The sequence below is a fragment of the Halomonas sp. H5 genome, from assembly GCF_050613175.1.
GTDB classification, from domain to species: domain Bacteria; phylum Pseudomonadota; class Gammaproteobacteria; order Pseudomonadales; family Halomonadaceae; genus Bisbaumannia; species Bisbaumannia salifodinae.
In genome coordinates, this window is sequence record NZ_CP192510.1 from 2,453,114 (window position 1) to 2,468,071 (window position 14,958).

The 14,958-nt window shown below is 67.6% G+C and carries 11 protein-coding genes; 5 read left to right on the top strand and 6 right to left on the bottom strand.

Annotated elements, in window-relative coordinates:
- Positions 1–122: 122 nt before the first annotated feature.
- From cmk to ACQ1W9_RS11455, 6 genes are all read right to left on the bottom strand, one after another.
- On the bottom strand, positions 123–806 hold the full coding sequence (gene cmk, locus ACQ1W9_RS11430; protein WP_431023481.1) for a (d)CMP kinase: 684 nt from the start codon (positions 804–806) through the stop codon (positions 123–125).
- Positions 803–3,061 carry a bifunctional prephenate dehydrogenase/3-phosphoshikimate 1-carboxyvinyltransferase gene (locus ACQ1W9_RS11435; protein WP_431023482.1) on the bottom strand — a complete coding sequence of 753 codons (2,259 nt, stop codon included), beginning with the start codon at positions 3,059–3,061 and terminating at the stop codon, positions 803–805. Before ACQ1W9_RS11435 ends, cmk begins: the two co-directional genes overlap by 4 nt.
- A 2-nt stretch (positions 3,062–3,063) precedes the next feature.
- Positions 3,064–4,155 (bottom strand): prephenate dehydratase, encoded by a 1,092-nt coding sequence (pheA, locus tag ACQ1W9_RS11440; RefSeq protein WP_431023483.1) that lies wholly within the window; start codon positions 4,153–4,155, stop codon positions 3,064–3,066.
- An 85-nt stretch (positions 4,156–4,240) separates the two neighbouring features.
- Complete coding sequence (gene serC / locus ACQ1W9_RS11445) at positions 4,241–5,320, bottom strand: 3-phosphoserine/phosphohydroxythreonine transaminase (RefSeq protein WP_431023484.1); 1,080 nt, start codon at positions 5,318–5,320, stop codon at positions 4,241–4,243.
- Between the two features lie 84 nt (positions 5,321–5,404).
- Positions 5,405–8,122 (bottom strand): DNA gyrase subunit A, encoded by a 2,718-nt coding sequence (gene gyrA, locus ACQ1W9_RS11450; RefSeq protein WP_431023485.1) that lies wholly within the window; start codon positions 8,120–8,122, stop codon positions 5,405–5,407.
- 144 nt (positions 8,123–8,266) lie between these two features.
- Complete coding sequence (locus ACQ1W9_RS11455; protein ID WP_431023486.1) at positions 8,267–8,701, bottom strand: acyl-CoA thioesterase; 435 nt, start codon at positions 8,699–8,701, stop codon at positions 8,267–8,269.
- Positions 8,702–8,864: 163 nt separating this feature from the next.
- Here ACQ1W9_RS11455 and ACQ1W9_RS11460 point away from each other — a divergent pair, with 163 nt between their 5' ends.
- The 5 genes from ACQ1W9_RS11460 to ACQ1W9_RS11480 all read left to right on the top strand — a co-directional run bounded on the left by ACQ1W9_RS11460 (position 8,865) and on the right by ACQ1W9_RS11480 (position 14,957).
- Positions 8,865–9,809 (top strand): recombination-associated protein RdgC, encoded by a 945-nt coding sequence (locus ACQ1W9_RS11460; protein ID WP_431023487.1) that lies wholly within the window; start codon positions 8,865–8,867, stop codon positions 9,807–9,809.
- A gap of 18 nt (positions 9,810–9,827) precedes the next feature.
- The gene (locus tag ACQ1W9_RS11465; protein ID WP_431023488.1) at positions 9,828–11,009 is read left to right on the top strand and encodes a 1-acyl-sn-glycerol-3-phosphate acyltransferase; all 1,182 of its coding nucleotides are present in this window, start codon (positions 9,828–9,830) and stop codon (positions 11,007–11,009) included.
- Positions 11,010–11,036: 27 nt separating this feature from the next.
- Positions 11,037–12,215, top strand: a complete 1,179-nt coding sequence (locus tag ACQ1W9_RS11470; protein ID WP_431023489.1) for a cation diffusion facilitator family transporter — start codon at positions 11,037–11,039, stop codon at positions 12,213–12,215.
- Between the two features lie 68 nt (positions 12,216–12,283).
- The gene (locus ACQ1W9_RS11475) at positions 12,284–12,982 is read left to right on the top strand and encodes a transglutaminase-like cysteine peptidase (protein ID WP_431023490.1); all 699 of its coding nucleotides are present in this window, start codon (positions 12,284–12,286) and stop codon (positions 12,980–12,982) included.
- A gap of 46 nt (positions 12,983–13,028) precedes the next feature.
- Positions 13,029–14,957, top strand: a complete 1,929-nt coding sequence (locus ACQ1W9_RS11480) for an EAL domain-containing protein (RefSeq protein WP_431023491.1) — start codon at positions 13,029–13,031, stop codon at positions 14,955–14,957.
- Position 14,958 lies beyond the last annotated feature (1 nt).

Genomic DNA, 14,958 nt, shown 5'->3' on the forward strand with positions numbered 1-14,958 from the left:
AGCGAGTGCGGGCCTATACCAAGATCCCCCGGGGATGTTAGCGCTGGTTGGACCTGGCCAGGCTTACCGTCTTAGCTGCCTGACCATGCCATGACATCGCACCGAGGGGCCGCAAGGGATCGTCAGGCGTTCGGTGCCAGGCTCCGTTGGGCCAGCAGCTCGATCAGCCGATCCACCACTTCCGGTATCGTCAGGCGCGTGGTGTCAAGCGTGATGGCATCATCTGCCGGCTTGAGCGGTGCCACGCTGCGCTGCGTATCGCGCGCATCGCGTGCCTGAATTTCCTTCAAAAGACTCGTAAGATTAGCACTCAGCCCGGCCTCTCGCAACTGACGGTAGCGGCGCTGGGCGCGTTCCTCCGCCGAGGCGGTCAGGAAGATCTTCAGCGGCGCCTCGGTAAATACCACCGTGCCCATGTCGCGGCCGTCCGCCACCAGGCCGGGGGCCTGGCGGAAGTCGCGCTGGCGCTGCAGGAGCGCCGCGCGGACCCGCGGCAGCGCCGCCACCTGGGAGGCCGCGTCGCCCACCGTCTCGGTGCGGATCTCGCCGCTCACCTCGTCGCCGTCGAGGATCACCCGCACCCCGCTGTCGCCGGGCAGGAAGCTGACGTCGAGACCGGCCGCCAGGGCCGCCAGGGCCGCCTCGTCATCCAGCGCCAGGTCGCGGCGCAGCGCCGCCAGGGCGGTGATGCGATAGAGGGCGCCGGAATCGAGCAGGTGCCAGCCCAGGCGCTCGGCGATCAGCCGGCTGATGGTGCCCTTGCCGGCGCCGCCGGGGCCGTCGATGGTCAGGACCGGGGCCGTCATGCGCCCTCCTCGTCCACCCGCAGGCCGACCCGGCGTGCCAGCTCGACGAAGCCGGGGAAGGAGGTGGCCACGTTGGCGCAGTCATCGATCTCGATGGGGGCGCCGGCGCGCAGCCCCGCCACGGTGAAGGCCATGGCGATGCGGTGATCGCCCAGGCTGTCGATGCGTCCGCCGCCGTAGTTGGCGCCCTGCGGCTTGCCGCCGACGATATCGATGCCGTCGGCGACCACGGTGTGCTCGACCCCCAGCACCGCCAAGCCGTCGGCCATGGCCTGGATGCGGTCGGACTCCTTGACCCGGAGTTCCTCGGCGCCGCGCAGCCGTGTGGTGCCTTCGGCATTGGCGGCGGCGATAAACAGCGCCGGGAACTCGTCGATGGCCAGCGGCACCTGCTCCACGGGAATATCGATGCCCTTGAGGGGCGCATAGCGCACGCGGATATCCGCCACCGGCTCGCCGCCCACCTCGCGCTGGTTCGACAGCTCGAGATCCGCCCCCATCAGCGTCAGGATATTGATCACGCCGATCCGGGTCGGGTTGATGCCCACGTGCTCGAGCACCAGATCCGAGCCCGGAGTGATGACCGCCGCCACCAGGAAGAAGGTGGCCGAGGAGATGTCCGACGGCACATCGATGGGCGCGGCGCCGAGCTTGCCGCCGCCGCGGAGCCAGCAGGTGTCGCCGTCGCGCTCGACCGCATAGCCGAAACCGCTGAGCATGCGCTCGGTATGGTCGCGGGTCGGCGCCGGCTCGCGCACCCGGGTCTCGCCCTCGGCGTAGAGGCCGGCCAGCAGCAGGCAGGACTTCACCTGGGCGCTGGCCATGGGCATATCGTAGCTGATGCCTTGCAGCGCCTTGCCGCCATGAATGCGCAGCGGCGGACGCCCGCCCTCGGCGGTGTCGATCTCGGCGCCCATCAGGCGCAGGGGATCGGCCACCCGCCCCATGGGGCGCTTGGTGAGGGAGGCGTCGCCGGTCAGTTCGCTGTCGAAGGCCTGGCCGGCCAGCAGCCCGGCGAACAGCCGCATGGCGGTACCGGAGTTGCCCACATAGAGGGGCCCCGCCGGCGCCTTGAGGCCGTGCATGCCCACCCCATGGATGGTCACCCGTCCCTGATGGGGGCCTTCGATGGCCACCCCCATCTCGCGGAAGGCCTGGAGGGTGGCCAGGCTGTCCTCGCCCTCGAGGAAGCCCTTCACTTCGGTCACCCCCTCGGCCAGGGCGCCGAGCATGATCGAGCGGTGGGAGATCGACTTGTCGCCGGGCACGCGGATGCGTCCGGTCACCTGACCACCGGGGGCGACCCGGTAGCGCATCTTGTTCTGTTCCATGGTCGGGTAATACCTGGTCTGGTTCAGCAGGGTTTCGAAATAGTGTCGCGCATGGCTGGCCCGGTCGAAGGTGGCCAGCATGGCATCGCCGTCACCGGTGCTCACCGCCTGGCGCAGCCGGGCCAGGCCCGCCTCGAAGTCGTCCAGGGCCGCCAGCACCGCCGCGCGGTTGGCGGTGAAGATATCGCGCCACATCACCGGGTCACTTCCGGCGATGCGGGTAAAGTCGCGAAAGCCCCCGGCGGCATAGCGGAAGATCTCCAGCCGCTCGTCCTGGCCGGCCAGGGTATCCACCAGCGAGAAGGCCAGCAGATGCGGCAGGTGGCTGGTGCGGGCCAGCACCTGGTCGTGGCGCTCCACCGCCATCTCCAGCACCTCGGCCTCGCAGGCGGCCCACAGGGCACGCACCCGGGCCAGGGCCCCGGCGTCGGTCTCCGCCGTGGGGGTCAGGATCACCTTGTGGCGGCGATAGAGGTCCGGGTTGGCCGCCGCCACGCCACTCTTCTCGGAGCCGGCGATGGGGTGACCCAGCACCAGGGACGGCGGCAGGCGCCCGAAGGCGCGCCGGGCGGCGTCGCGAATGGCCACCTTGCTGCTGCCCACGTCGGTGATCAGGGTGTCGTCGAGGCGTTCGCTGAGGGCCGCCCCCAGGGCCGCCAGTACCGATTCCATGGCCAGCACCGGCACCGCCAGCACCACCAGGGAAGCGTCGGGCAGCAGGGGCTCGAGTTCGGTATCGCCGCCATCGATGATCCCCATGGCCACGCCCCGGGCGATCTCGTCGGGGTCGCGGTCGCAGGCGAGGATCTCGCCACGGAAGCCACGCGCCTTGAGGGCGGCGGCCAGGGAGCCACCGATCAGCCCCAGGCCGACGATCAGCAGGCGCGGCTCAGCGAGCCGCGCGGCCTGATGCACTACCGCCATGCCTAGAGCACGCCCGCCGGGTAGGAACCCAGCACCTTGAGCTCGGCGGCACGCAGTTGCACCTCCTTGAGCACCGCGGCAACCTGGGGCTCGTCACGATGGCCCTTGAAGTCGATAAAGAAGACGTAGTTCCACACGCCGCTGCGGGACGGGCGGGTCTCCAGGCGGGTCAGGTCGATCTGGTGGCGATGGAAGGGCTCCAGCAGGTCGTGCAGGGCACCCGGCTGGTTGCGCATGGCCACCACGATGGAGGTCTTGTCGTCGCCGGAGAGCGGCACGTCCTGATTGCCGATCACCAGGAAGCGGGTGGAGTTGTCCGGGCGATCCTCGATCTTCTCGGCGACCCTCTCCAGGCCGTAGAGCTTGGCCGCCATGTCGCCGGCGATGGCCGCGCTGTGCCACTCGGTCTTGATCAGCTTGGCCGCCTCGGCGTTGGAGGCCACCGGCACCCGCTCGGCGCCCGGGTAGTGGGCATCCAGCCACTTGCGGCACTGGGCGAAGGACTGGGGGTGGGAGTAGATGCGGCTCACCTTGTCCTGGCGGGTATTGCTGGAGACCAGCAGGTGGTGATGGATGCGCAGCACCACCTCGCCGCAGATACGGATCGAGGAGTCGACGAAGGAGTCCAGGGTATGGTTGATCACCCCTTCGGTGGAGTTCTCCACCGGCACCACGCCGTAGTTGGCGGCCCCGGCCTCCACCTCGCGGAACACCTCGTCGATGGCCGCCATGGGCAGGCTCACCGCACTGTCGCCGAAGTGCTTGAGGGCCGCCTGCTGGGTAAAGGTGCCCTCGGGGCCGAGATAGGCCACCTTGACGGGCTGCTCCAGGGCCAGGCAGGCGGACATGATCTCGCGGAACAGCCGCGCCATCTCTTCGCTGTCCAGGGGACCCGGGTTGAGTTCCATGATGCGCCGCAGCACCTGGGCCTCCCGCTCGGGACGGTAGAAGACCGCCTTGGGATCCTCGGCGCTCTTGACTTGGGCCACCTGCTGGGCGGCCTGGGCGCGCTCGCTGATCAGGCGCAGGATATCGTTGTCCAGGCTATCGATGCGCTGGCGCAACGCATCGAGATCGATGGGGGTATCACTCATGCGTGGTTCCCTTCTTCTCGGGGTCAGGCCCCTGTTGTCTCATATTTCGGCGGCCAAGCTGCCCGAAGGGCGTTTGTCGCTCGGATCAGCCCCGGCGCTTCTCGAAATCGGCCATAAACGCCACCAGGGTATCCACCGCCGCCTCGGGCACGGCGTTATAGAGGCTGGCGCGCATGCCACCCACGCTGCGGTGGCCCTTGAGGTTGAGCAGCCCCGCCGCCTCGGCCTCGGCCAGGAAGGCGCCATTGAGGGCGTCGTCGGCCAGCACGAAGGGCACGTTCATCCGCGAGCGGTTGCGCTCGGCGATGGGGTTGGAGTAGAAGTCGCTGGCGTCGATGGCACCATACAGCTTGGCCGCCTTGCGGGCATTGATCTCGGCCATGGCCTCGAGGCCGCCCACGTCGCGCTTCAGCCACTGGAACACCAGCCCGGCCAGGTACCAGGCGTAGCTGGGGGGCGTGTTGTACATGGAGCCATTCTCGGCCATCAGCCGGTAATTGAACATGCTGGGGGTCTGCGGAAGGGCGCGATCCAGCAGGTCGTCGCGGACGATTGCCAGGGTCAGGCCGGCGGGGCCGATGTTCTTCTGGGCCCCGGCATAGATGACGCCGAATTTCGACACGTCCAGCGGCTCGGAGAGAATGCTGGAGGACATATCGCAGACCACCGGCACGGGCGCCTCGGGGATATAATCGAACGCCAGCCCGCCGATGGTCTCGTTGGACGTGTAGTGCAGGTAGGCCGCATCCTCGGAAAGGGCGATCTCCGCCTGACGCGGCACCGCGGTCAGGCCCTGGTCACTCTCGGCGGCGATATGCGCACCGACCAGATGGCGCGCCTCGGCGATGGCCTTCTTGCCCCAGATCCCGGTGTAGAGGTAGTTGGGGGTGCCGCCCTGGCCCAGCAGGTTATAGGGCAGCATGGCGAACTGCATGGAGGCACCGCCCTGCAGGAAGAGCACCCGATAATTGTCGGGAATGGCCAGCAGGTCGCGCAGGTCGCGCTCGGCGGTCTCGGCGATCGCCACGAAGGCGTCGCTGCGGTGGCTCATCTCCATGACCGAGAGGCCACGCCCCTGGTAGTCGAGCAGTTCATCGCGGGCCCGCTCCAGCACCGCGGTGGGCAGGGCGGCGGGGCCGGCGCAGAAATTGAAATGGCGTGTCATCGGTGTTTGGCTTCCAGATTTCCCTAGTAGCCCGGTGTGGCACCAGGCGAAGGCGGGCCGCCCTCGGCGACCCGCACCACGGTATCAATCGTCGTCGGACGGCGCGGATTCCGGGGCGCCCGCCGCGTCGTCACTCGGCGCACCCTCCTCCGCTGCCGGGCTATCCTCTGCCGGTTCCTCGCTCTCTTCCGGCTCGTCCACCCGCACCGTCTTGACCAGCTTTTCGCCCTCACCGAGGCGAATCAGCATCACCCCCTGGGTGTTGCGGGAGGTAGTGGAGACCTCCTCGACCCGGGTGCGCACCAGGGTGCCGCGGTCGGTGATCAGCATCATCTCGTCGGCGGAGTAGACCTGCATGGCGGCAACCAGCGAGCCGTTGCGACTGCTGGTCTGCATGGCGATCACGCCCTGGCCGCCGCGACCGCGCAGCGGGAACTCCTCCAGGCGGGTGCGCTTGCCGTAGCCGTTCTCGGAGGCGGTAAGGATATAGATCTGGCCACCATTGCCATTGACGGAGGCGAGTTCGGCGCCCTCCTCGGCGTCGGTTTCGTTATCCGCCTCGGCATCGATCTGCTGGCTCTGCGGGATGATCAGGCTGATCACCTCGGAGCCATCGGCGAGGCGCATGCCGCGCACGCCCCGAGCGGTACGGCCCATGGCCCGCACATTGCCCTCTTCGAAGCGAATCGCCTTGCCATTGGAGGAGAGCAGCATGGCGTGATCGGCACCGGAGGTGATGGCGGCGCCCACCAGGCGGTCGCCTTCTTCCAGGTCGATGGCGATCAGGCCGACGCTGCGCGGCCGCGAGAACTGCTCGAGGCTGGTGCGCTTCACCGTGCCCTTGGCGGTGGCGAAGAAGATATAACTGTCCGGGTCGTAGTCGCGCACCGGCAGGATGGCGTTGATCGATTCGCCCTCCTCCAGCGGCAGCATATTGACCAGCGGCTTGCCCCGGGAGCCGCGACTCGCTGCCGGCATCTCGTAGACCTTGAGCCAATAGACCTTGCCGCGGTTGGAGAACAGCAGCACGGTGTCGTGGGTGGAGGCCACCAGCAGGTGCTCGATGACGTCCTCGTCCTTCATGGCGGTGGCGGACTTGCCGCGGCCGCCACGACGCTGGGCCTGATAGTCGGAGAGCGGCTGGGTCTTGGCGTAGCCGGAGCGGGACACGGTGACCACCATGTCCTCCTCGGCGATCAGGTCCTCGATGGACAGGTCCAGGTGGCTGGCCTGGATCTCGGTACGCCGCTCGTCGGCGAACTGCTCGCGCACCGCGGCCAGTTCCTCGCGGATCACCTCCAGCAGGCGCTCGCTGGAGGCGAGGATGGCCGTCAGCTCGGCGATCTTCTCGAGAATGCTCAGGTACTCGTCGAGGAGTTTCTCGGTTTCCAGCCCGGTGAGGCGATGCAGGCGCAGCTCGAGGATCGCCTGGGCCTGGCCCGGCGACAGGCGGTACTCGCCGCCGGTGGGGCTCAGGCCGAAGCCCTCGCCGAGCTCCTCCGGCTTGCAGGAGGTGGCGCCGGCACGCTCCAGCATGGCGGTCACCTGGCCCGGCTGCCAGGTCTTGTCGAGCAGCTTCTCCTTGGCCTCGGCGGCGCTCGGCGAGGCCTTGATCAGCTCGATCACCTCGTCGATATTGGAGATGGCCACGGCCAGGCCTTCGAGGATATGGCCGCGCTCGCGGGCCTTCTTCAGCTCGAAGAGGGTGCGCCGGGTCACCACCTCGCGGCGGTGGCGAATAAAGGCCTCGAGGATCTCCTTGAGGTTGAGGATCTTCGGCTGACCGTCTTCCAGGGCCACCATATTGATGCCGAAGACGTTCTGCAGCTGGGTCTGGGCGAAGAGGTTATTGACCACCACCTCACCGGACTCGCCGCGCTTGACCTCGATCACCACCCGCAGGCCGTCCTTGTCGGACTCGTCGCGCAGCTCGGCGATGCCCTCGATCTTCTTGTCCTTGACCAGCTCGGCGATCTTCTCGATCAGCCGCGCCTTGTTCACCTGGTAGGGCAGCTCGGTGACGATGATATGGTCGCGGCCGCTCTTGTCGTCATGCTCGATGGTGTGCAGGGCACGCACATAGATGCGCCCGCGGCCGGTGCGGTAGGCCTCGAGGATGCCGGCGCGGCCGTTGATGATGGCGCCGGTGGGGAAGTCGGGGCCGGGGATATACTCCATCAGGTCGTCGACGCTGAGGGTGTAGTCGTCGATCAGCGCCAGGCAGGCGTCGATGACCTCGCCCATGTTGTGGGGCGGGATATTGGTGGCCATGCCCACGGCGATGCCGGAGGAGCCATTGACCAGCAGGTTGGGCACCTTGGTGGGCAGCACCTCGGGGATCCGCTCGGTGCCGTCATAGTTATCGACCCAGTCGACGGTGTCCTTCTCCAGGTCGGCCAGCAGCTCGTGGGCCAGGCGCGCCATGCGCACCTCGGTGTAACGCATGGCGGCGGCGCTGTCGCCGTCGATGGAGCCGAAGTTGCCCTGGCCATCCACCAGCACGTGGCGCATGGAGAAGTCCTGGGCCATGCGCACGATGGTGTCGTAGACGGCGCTATCCCCATGGGGGTGATACTTACCGATAACGTCGCCGACCACGCGGGCGGACTTCTTGTAGGCCTTGTTCCAGTCGTTGCCGAGCTCGTTCATGGCGAACAAGACGCGGCGGTGCACCGGCTTGAGGCCATCGCGCACGTCCGGCAACGCCCGGCCGATGATCACGCTCATGGCGTAATCGAGGTACGACTGCTTCAGTTCGTCCTCGATATTGACTGGCAGAATCTCTCTGGCGATCTCACCCATGGGTCGTCGAATCCTTGTACTGCGACAGATTAGCGCGACGGCGATAGCGTCGTGACAGCAAGGGCGGAGTATACCACCGCCCCACCCTCAAGGGCAGCGGGGCGGCCAGGACGCGACGCCAGAGCGCCTGCGTTAGAGGAGAGGTCAGGCCAGGGTATCGAGATCGACCACCAGCGGCGCCAGGGCCTCGCGGAGTGCACCCTCGATGGGCAACGCCCGCTGACTGGCGACATCCAGCAACACGAAGGTCAAGGTGGCATCGACCACCACCCCGCCATCGCCACGCCGCAGGATACGCTGACGCATCCTGGCGCTGCGCCCGCCCAGCGTCGCCAGCACCGTCTGCACCTCCAGGTCATCACCGGCCACCGCCGCCCGGCGGTAATCGATATTGAGGTTCACCGCCACCAGGGCCACCTCCCCCGGGGCGAACCACCGCGCCACCTCGGGGCGCTCGTCGAAGTAGGCCCAGCGCCCCTCCTCGAGGAACTCCAGGTAGCGGGCATTATTGACGTGACCATAGCCGTCCAGGTGGTAGCCGCGAACGCGAAGGCGGGTAGAGGTCAGGGGAGCGGTCATCGGGGCCTCCTTGGGGTTGTGATAGGGACCGACGCCTCGAGTCTAGGGCCGCCATCGAGCACAATCAAACACAGGTTTGAAACAATCGATGCGAGACGAGTGCGCTGGTACCCACCGCTGCCTTTGGCCATAATAGGCCTCCTTTTTTCGTCCAGGACTGGCTATGTGGTTCAAGCACTTGCATCTCTACCGACTGCATGACACCGAGGTCATCCCACTGGATGCCCTGGAGGAGCGACTCGCCGAGCAGGCCTTTCGCCCCCTGGGCGGCAGTGAGGCGACCCGACTGGGGTGGCGTACCCCCGGCGGCCGCACCAGCCCCCGTTTCGTGCATGAGGTGCAGGGCCATCGACTGCTCTCGGCGCTGCGCCAGGAGCGGGTCCTGCCCAGCGCCGTGGTGCGTGAGGAGGTCGAGGAGCGCGCCGCCGACCGCGAGGCCGCCGAGGGCCGCCCCCTGCCCCGCCGCGAGCGTCAGGCCATCAAGGAGCAGGTCTATGAGGAGTTCCTGCCCCGGGCCTTCGTGCGCAGCCAGCGCCTCGATCTGTGGTGGGATACCCGCGGCGGCCTGATCGGCATCAATGCCAGCTCCCGCAAGCGCGCCGAGGAGATCCTCGACCTGCTGCGCCAGGCCCTGGGCAGCCTCAAGGTCACCCCCCTGGCCACCCAGATGCTGCCGATCCGCGCCATGACCGCCTGGCTCAGCGATGCCGGCCAGCGCCCCGAGGGGCTTATCCTCGGCGACCAGGTGGAGCTCAAGGCCAAGGACGAGGGCGTGGTACGTGCCCGGCAGATGGACCTGGACAGCGACGAGATCAAGCAACTGCTGGAGAACGACCGCCAGGTAACACGCCTGGCCCTGGAGGTGGAGGGCCAGCTCGCCTGGACCCTGCACGATGACCTGGCCCTGAAGTCGCTGCGTTTCGCCGATGCGGTGATCGATGAGGCGGCCCAGGCCGACGATGGCGACGACGCCATCCTGCGACTGGAGACCGACTTCGCCCTGATGGCCCAGACCCTGGCCCCGGTCATCACCCAGCTGACCCGCTGGTTGGGTGGTGAAGCCAGTGCCCAGGAGAGCCGTACCCCCGACGTCCTGGCCCAACAATAATGAGCGTGTGATAGCCCCGTGACACAAGCATCGACCGATACCCTGGATCCCTTCGCCGAGATTCGCCCCTACCACGACGACGAGGTCGCCGAGGTCCTGGCGCGCCTGGCCCGCGACCCGGAACTGCTCGACGCCTTGACCCAGTTCAAGCTACCGCGCCTGGCCCGTTTCGCCCCTGGCCTGGCCCGCGCACTGGCCAGCTTCGTCGTGCGTCGCGAGGTACGTGGGGTGGCCAGCGTGCGCGACTTCCAGATGCGCATCGCCGGCTATATGCAGCGCATGATCCGCACCACCACCGACGCCTTCGAGGTGACCGGCCTGGATGCCCTGGATGGCGATACCGCCTACCTGTTCATCGGCAACCATCGGGATATCTCCCTGGACCCGGCCTTCGTCAACTACGCCCTCTATCTGGCCGGGCGTAATACGGTGCGCATCGCCATCGGCGACAACCTGCTGCAGAAGCCCTATGTCAGTGACCTGATGCGCCTCAACAAGAGCTTTATCGTGCCGCGCAGCGCCCGGGGCAAGCGCGCCATGCTGGCCGCCTACCAGCAGCTCTCCGCCTATATCCGCCACTCCATCGTCGAGGATAACCACTCCATCTGGATGGCCCAGCGGGAGGGCCGCGCCAAGGACGGCATCGACCGCGCCGACCCGGCGATCATCAAGATGCTGACCATGGCGAGCCGCCAGCGAGACAAGACGGTGGGCATCGGCGACGCGGTTCGCGAGCTACGCCTGGTGCCGGTCTCGATCAGCTACGAATACGATCCCTGCGACCTGCAGAAGGCCCGCGAGCTGCATGCCCTGCACACCGAGGGGCGCTACGAGAAGGTCCAGTACGAGGACATCCGCTCCATCGTCGCCGGCATCACCGGCCCCAAGGGGCGCATCCGGCTACACTTCGGGACACCCTTCGGCATGGGCCAGTCCCTCGACTCCGCCGAAGCGGTGGCCGCCGAGATCGACCGCCAGGTACTGGCCGGCTACCACCTCTTCCCCAGCCACTACCTGGCCCTGGAGGCCAGCGAAACGATCGACGAGAGCGTGCGCCGGGAACTGCTCGACCTGAGCGAGGTGACCGAGACGGATCGTCGCCGCTTCGAGGCGCGCCTGGCCGAGGTGCCGGCCCATCTGCGTGACTGGTGGCTGGCCCAATACGCCAACCCGGTGCTCAACCGGGCCGGCAAGCTGTAACCCGGCAGACCAATCAGGACACCGACCATGGCCCATGCCCACCACTCCCATCTCGAGCCGGCCGACAAGGGACGCGACGCCCGCCGCGTGACCCTGGTGGGCGCCTTCTTCGACGGCCTGCTGGGTCTGCTCAAGGTGGTGGTGGGCACCCTGGTGGGCTCGGCGGCTCTGGTGGCCGACGGCATCCACTCCTTCTCGGACCTGGTCACCGATGGCTTCGTGCTGGCCGCCACCCATTTCGGTCATCAGGCCCCGGACAGCAATCATCCCTACGGGCATGGGCGTATCGAGACCCTGGCCACCCTGTGGCTGGGCAGCGTGCTGATCTTCGTGGCCGGCGGCATCGCCTGGGCCAGCGTGATGCGGCTATTCACCGGCGCGCCGATCCCCACCCCGGGCGCCTGGGCCATTCTGCTGGCGGTGGTGGCCCTGGGCATCAAGGAGTGGCTCTACCACTACACCCTGCGCACCGCTCGGCGTATCGGCTCCAAGCTGCTGGAGGCCAATGCCTGGCACTCGCGCACCGATGCCCTTTCCACCGTGGTGGTCCTGGTCGGCCTGGTCGGCGCCCAGTTCGGCCATGGCTGGCTGGATGCCGTGGCCGCGGTGCTGGTAGCCCTGCTGGTGGGCAAGATCGGCGGGCGCCTGCTGTGGGAGTCGAGCCAGGAACTGATCGATACCGCCCTGCCGGAAAGCGAGCAGGCGGCGATGCGCCAGGAGGGGGAGCGGGTCCCCGGCGTGCATGGCATCCACGACCTGCGCACCCGCACCGTGGGCGGCAATGTGCTGCTCGACCTGCATATCGTGGTGCCACCCCGGGTCACCGTCTCCGAGGCCCACGAGATCGGCAACGAGGTGAGTCGCCGGCTGCGCCAGGCCTTCCCCGACCTGCATGACGTGACCTTCCATATCGACCCCGAAGACGACCAGGGCATGCTGGCCCATAGCCATCAGCCGGGGCTACCGCTGCGCAGCGAGGTAGAGGCCCAGTTGGCCGAGGCCTGGGACGACGATCCCTGCTGGCAGACCCGGGTGGCACTGGATCTGCACTATCTGGAAAACCGCATCGATATCTCGCTATATCTTGGCGAAGCCCCGAGTGCTGCCGGCTGGGATACCCTCGCCGAAGATCTGCGGCGGCGGGCCGCCCACCTGCCCTGGCTGGGTCACCTGCGCCTCTGGGTGGGATCCGGCGAAGCCCTCTAGCCCTCTCCCTGCGCACGGGCTGCTAGACTGGTAACATTCTGAAACAGAACGTCACCCAGGGTGCCGCCATGAGCCCATGCCCACCGGCCTCGATATCGCTGACCCGCCGCCGCTTCCTGGCGGCAGGAAGCGGCGTCTTGCTGGCCGGCCTGCTGGGTTTCTCTCCTTCCGAGGCGGATCTGGATGCCTCGCGACTCAGGGACAGCATGCAGCGACTCTATAGCGGCCAGGGCCTGGAAGCCCTGGAGGCCTGGCTGGCCCTGCTGCGACAACTGGAGGGGGCGCCCCTGGATACCCAGCTTCGCGAGGTCAATCAGTTCTTCAACCGGCGCATTCGCTGGGTGGACGATATCCACGCCTGGGGCGAGGAGGATTACTGGGCCACCCCCTTGGAGGCCCTGGGTAACGGCCAGGGCGACTGTGAGGATTACTCGATCGCCAAGTACATCACCCTCAAGCAACTGAGGGTACCCGGCGACCGACTGCGCATGATCTATGTGCGGGCACGGATCGGTCGCAGCAGCATCACCCAAGCGCATATGGTGCTGGGCTATTACGCGACCCCCGGGGCGGAGCCGCTGATCCTCGACAACCTGGTGCCTTCCATCACCCCGGCCGGTCAACGAACCGACCTGGACCCGCTCTTTAGCTTCAACAGCCAGGGCCTGTGGGTCGGCGACTCCTCCGCCTCCCGGGCCGACCCGGTCGCCAGGCTCTCCCGCTGGCGCAGCGTCCTGGCGCGCATGGAGGAGCAAGGCTTCCTATGACGCACTCTCTCTTTCCCCACGGCATATCGGCTAACGAGGTGCTCCCATGTCACTGATCAAGCAGCTCTGGCTTATCGTTGGACTGGTGCTACTGCTGGCCTTCGGCGGCAGCCTGATCATCGGACTCACCGCCACGCGGCACTATATCGAGCAGGAAGTGCGCATCAAGAATGCCGATAATGCCAATGCCCTGGCGCTGAGCATGACGCAGCTCGACAAGGACCCGGTGCTGATGGAATTGCTGTTGGCGGCCCAGTTCGATACCGGCCATTACCGCCGCATCACCCTGGAGAGTGCCAGCGGCGAGCCGATCGTGCACCGCGAGGCCGACGAACAGATCGACGACCTGCCGGGCTGGTTCGTGTCCCTGGTGCGCTTCGAGGTACCGCCCGGCCGCGCCGTGGTTCAGGACGGCTGGCGCCAGTACGGCACCCTGACCCTGGCCAGCCAGCACAGTTACGCCTATCACACCCTATGGCGCAGCAGCCAACACCTCGTCGGCTGGTTCCTGCTGGCGGGTCTGCTCAGCGCCCTGTTCGCCTGGTGGATCGTGCGCGGCATCCAGCGCCCCCTGCGGGCCACGGTGGCCCAGGCCCAGGAGATCGGCGAACGCCGCTTTACCACCCGCCAGGAGCCACGCACCCGGGAGCTTCGCGAAGTGACCGCCGCCATGAATCGGCTCTCCTTCCAGGTGCGAGAGATGCTCACCGAGGAGGGCGAGAAGCTCGATCGCCTGCGCCACCGCCTGCAGCTCGATCCCCTGACCCAGGTGACCAACCGCGAGCATTTCATGCAGCACCTTCAGGTCAGCCTGGAGAGCGAGCGTCGACGCGCCCACGGCCACCTCGCCCTGATTCGGGTGGGGGAGCTGGCCGCCTTCAATGAGCGCCTGGGCCATGCGCGAGTCGATGGCCTGCTGAAGGAGCTGGGCCAGGCCCTGAAGCAACTGACCGCCAGCGAGGAAGGCGCGCTCTGTGGCCGCCTCAATGGCAGCGACTTCGCCCTGCTGCTGCCCTGGGAGGATGATGCCGATGGCATGGCCAAACGCCTGGCCGATAGCCTCCACTCCTTAGCCGATGCCGCCGACGGCATTCCCCTGCCCATGGCGATCGCCCGCCTGACGCCGGATACCCGGCGGGCCGAACTGCTGAGCCGCCTGGATGCCGGCATCGCCGAGGCCGAGGCCCTGGGCCCCAGAACCCATACCATCGACACCTGCGAGGCCCCCGCCCCCCTGTTCACCAGCCATGAGCAGTGGCGCCAGGCCCTGACCAGCGCCCTCGATGGCGGCGTCTATCTGGCCCACTATCCGGTGTTGACGCCCGAGGGGGAACTGCTCCACCACGAGTGCCCCTCGCGGCTGCGCCTCCTGGGGCATTGGCGGGGGCCGAGCCTCTTTATGCCCTGGATTCGCCGCCTGGGGCTGCACGCCCGGCTCGACCTGGCCGTGGTCACCCAGGCCCTGCGCGAGATCGGCCGGGACGGCCAGCCCCGGGGTATCCACCTGTCGCTGGAAGGCATCAGCGACAGCCACCTGGTCGGCCAGTTGCAGCACCTGCTGACGACCCATGCCGAGGCCAGTCGGGCGCTGTGGCTGGAGCTGCCCCAGGTCGCGGTGGAGCATCGCCTGGAACGGGTCCGCGACCTCTGCCAGGCACTACGTCCTTATGGCTGTCATATCGGGCTGGAACACGCCGGCGCCGGCCTGGCGCGACTGGCCGACCTGCAGGACCTGGGGCTGGGCTATATCAAGCTGGACGTGAGCCTGGTGGGTGCCATCGACCATAGCCAGGAACGCCAGACCATCGTGCGCGGCATGGTGACCCTGTGCCGCTCGCTGGGCATCCTGGCCATCGCCGAGGGGGTCAGCACCCATGAAGAGCGGGACACCCTGATCGAGATCGGCGTCCATGGACTGACCGGCCCGGACATCCGCGACCCGCGCCATGAACTGGAAGACGATAGCGACGACTGAG

What these genes read in the sequence shown, in the direction of transcription:
- cmk (WP_431023481.1), bottom strand. Translation starts at nt 806, where the DNA reads ATGACGGCCCCGGTCCTGACCATCGACGGCCCCGGCGGCGCCGGCAAG.
- ACQ1W9_RS11435 (WP_431023482.1), bottom strand. Translation starts at nt 3,061, where the DNA reads ATGGCGGTAGTGCATCAGGCCGCGCGGCTCGCTGAGCCGCGCCTGCTG.
- pheA (WP_431023483.1), bottom strand. Translation starts at nt 4,155, where the DNA reads ATGAGTGATACCCCCATCGATCTCGATGCGTTGCGCCAGCGCATCGAT.
- serC (WP_431023484.1), bottom strand. Translation starts at nt 5,320, where the DNA reads ATGACACGCCATTTCAATTTCTGCGCCGGCCCCGCCGCCCTGCCCACC.
- gyrA (WP_431023485.1), bottom strand. Translation starts at nt 8,122, where the DNA reads ATGGGTGAGATCGCCAGAGAGATTCTGCCAGTCAATATCGAGGACGAA.
- ACQ1W9_RS11455 (WP_431023486.1), bottom strand. Translation starts at nt 8,701, where the DNA reads ATGACCGCTCCCCTGACCTCTACCCGCCTTCGCGTTCGCGGCTACCAC.
- ACQ1W9_RS11460 (WP_431023487.1), top strand. Translation starts at nt 8,865, where the DNA reads ATGTGGTTCAAGCACTTGCATCTCTACCGACTGCATGACACCGAGGTC.
- ACQ1W9_RS11470 (WP_431023489.1), top strand. Translation starts at nt 11,037, where the DNA reads ATGGCCCATGCCCACCACTCCCATCTCGAGCCGGCCGACAAGGGACGC.
- ACQ1W9_RS11475 (WP_431023490.1), top strand. Translation starts at nt 12,284, where the DNA reads ATGAGCCCATGCCCACCGGCCTCGATATCGCTGACCCGCCGCCGCTTC.
- ACQ1W9_RS11480 (WP_431023491.1), top strand. Translation starts at nt 13,029, where the DNA reads ATGTCACTGATCAAGCAGCTCTGGCTTATCGTTGGACTGGTGCTACTG.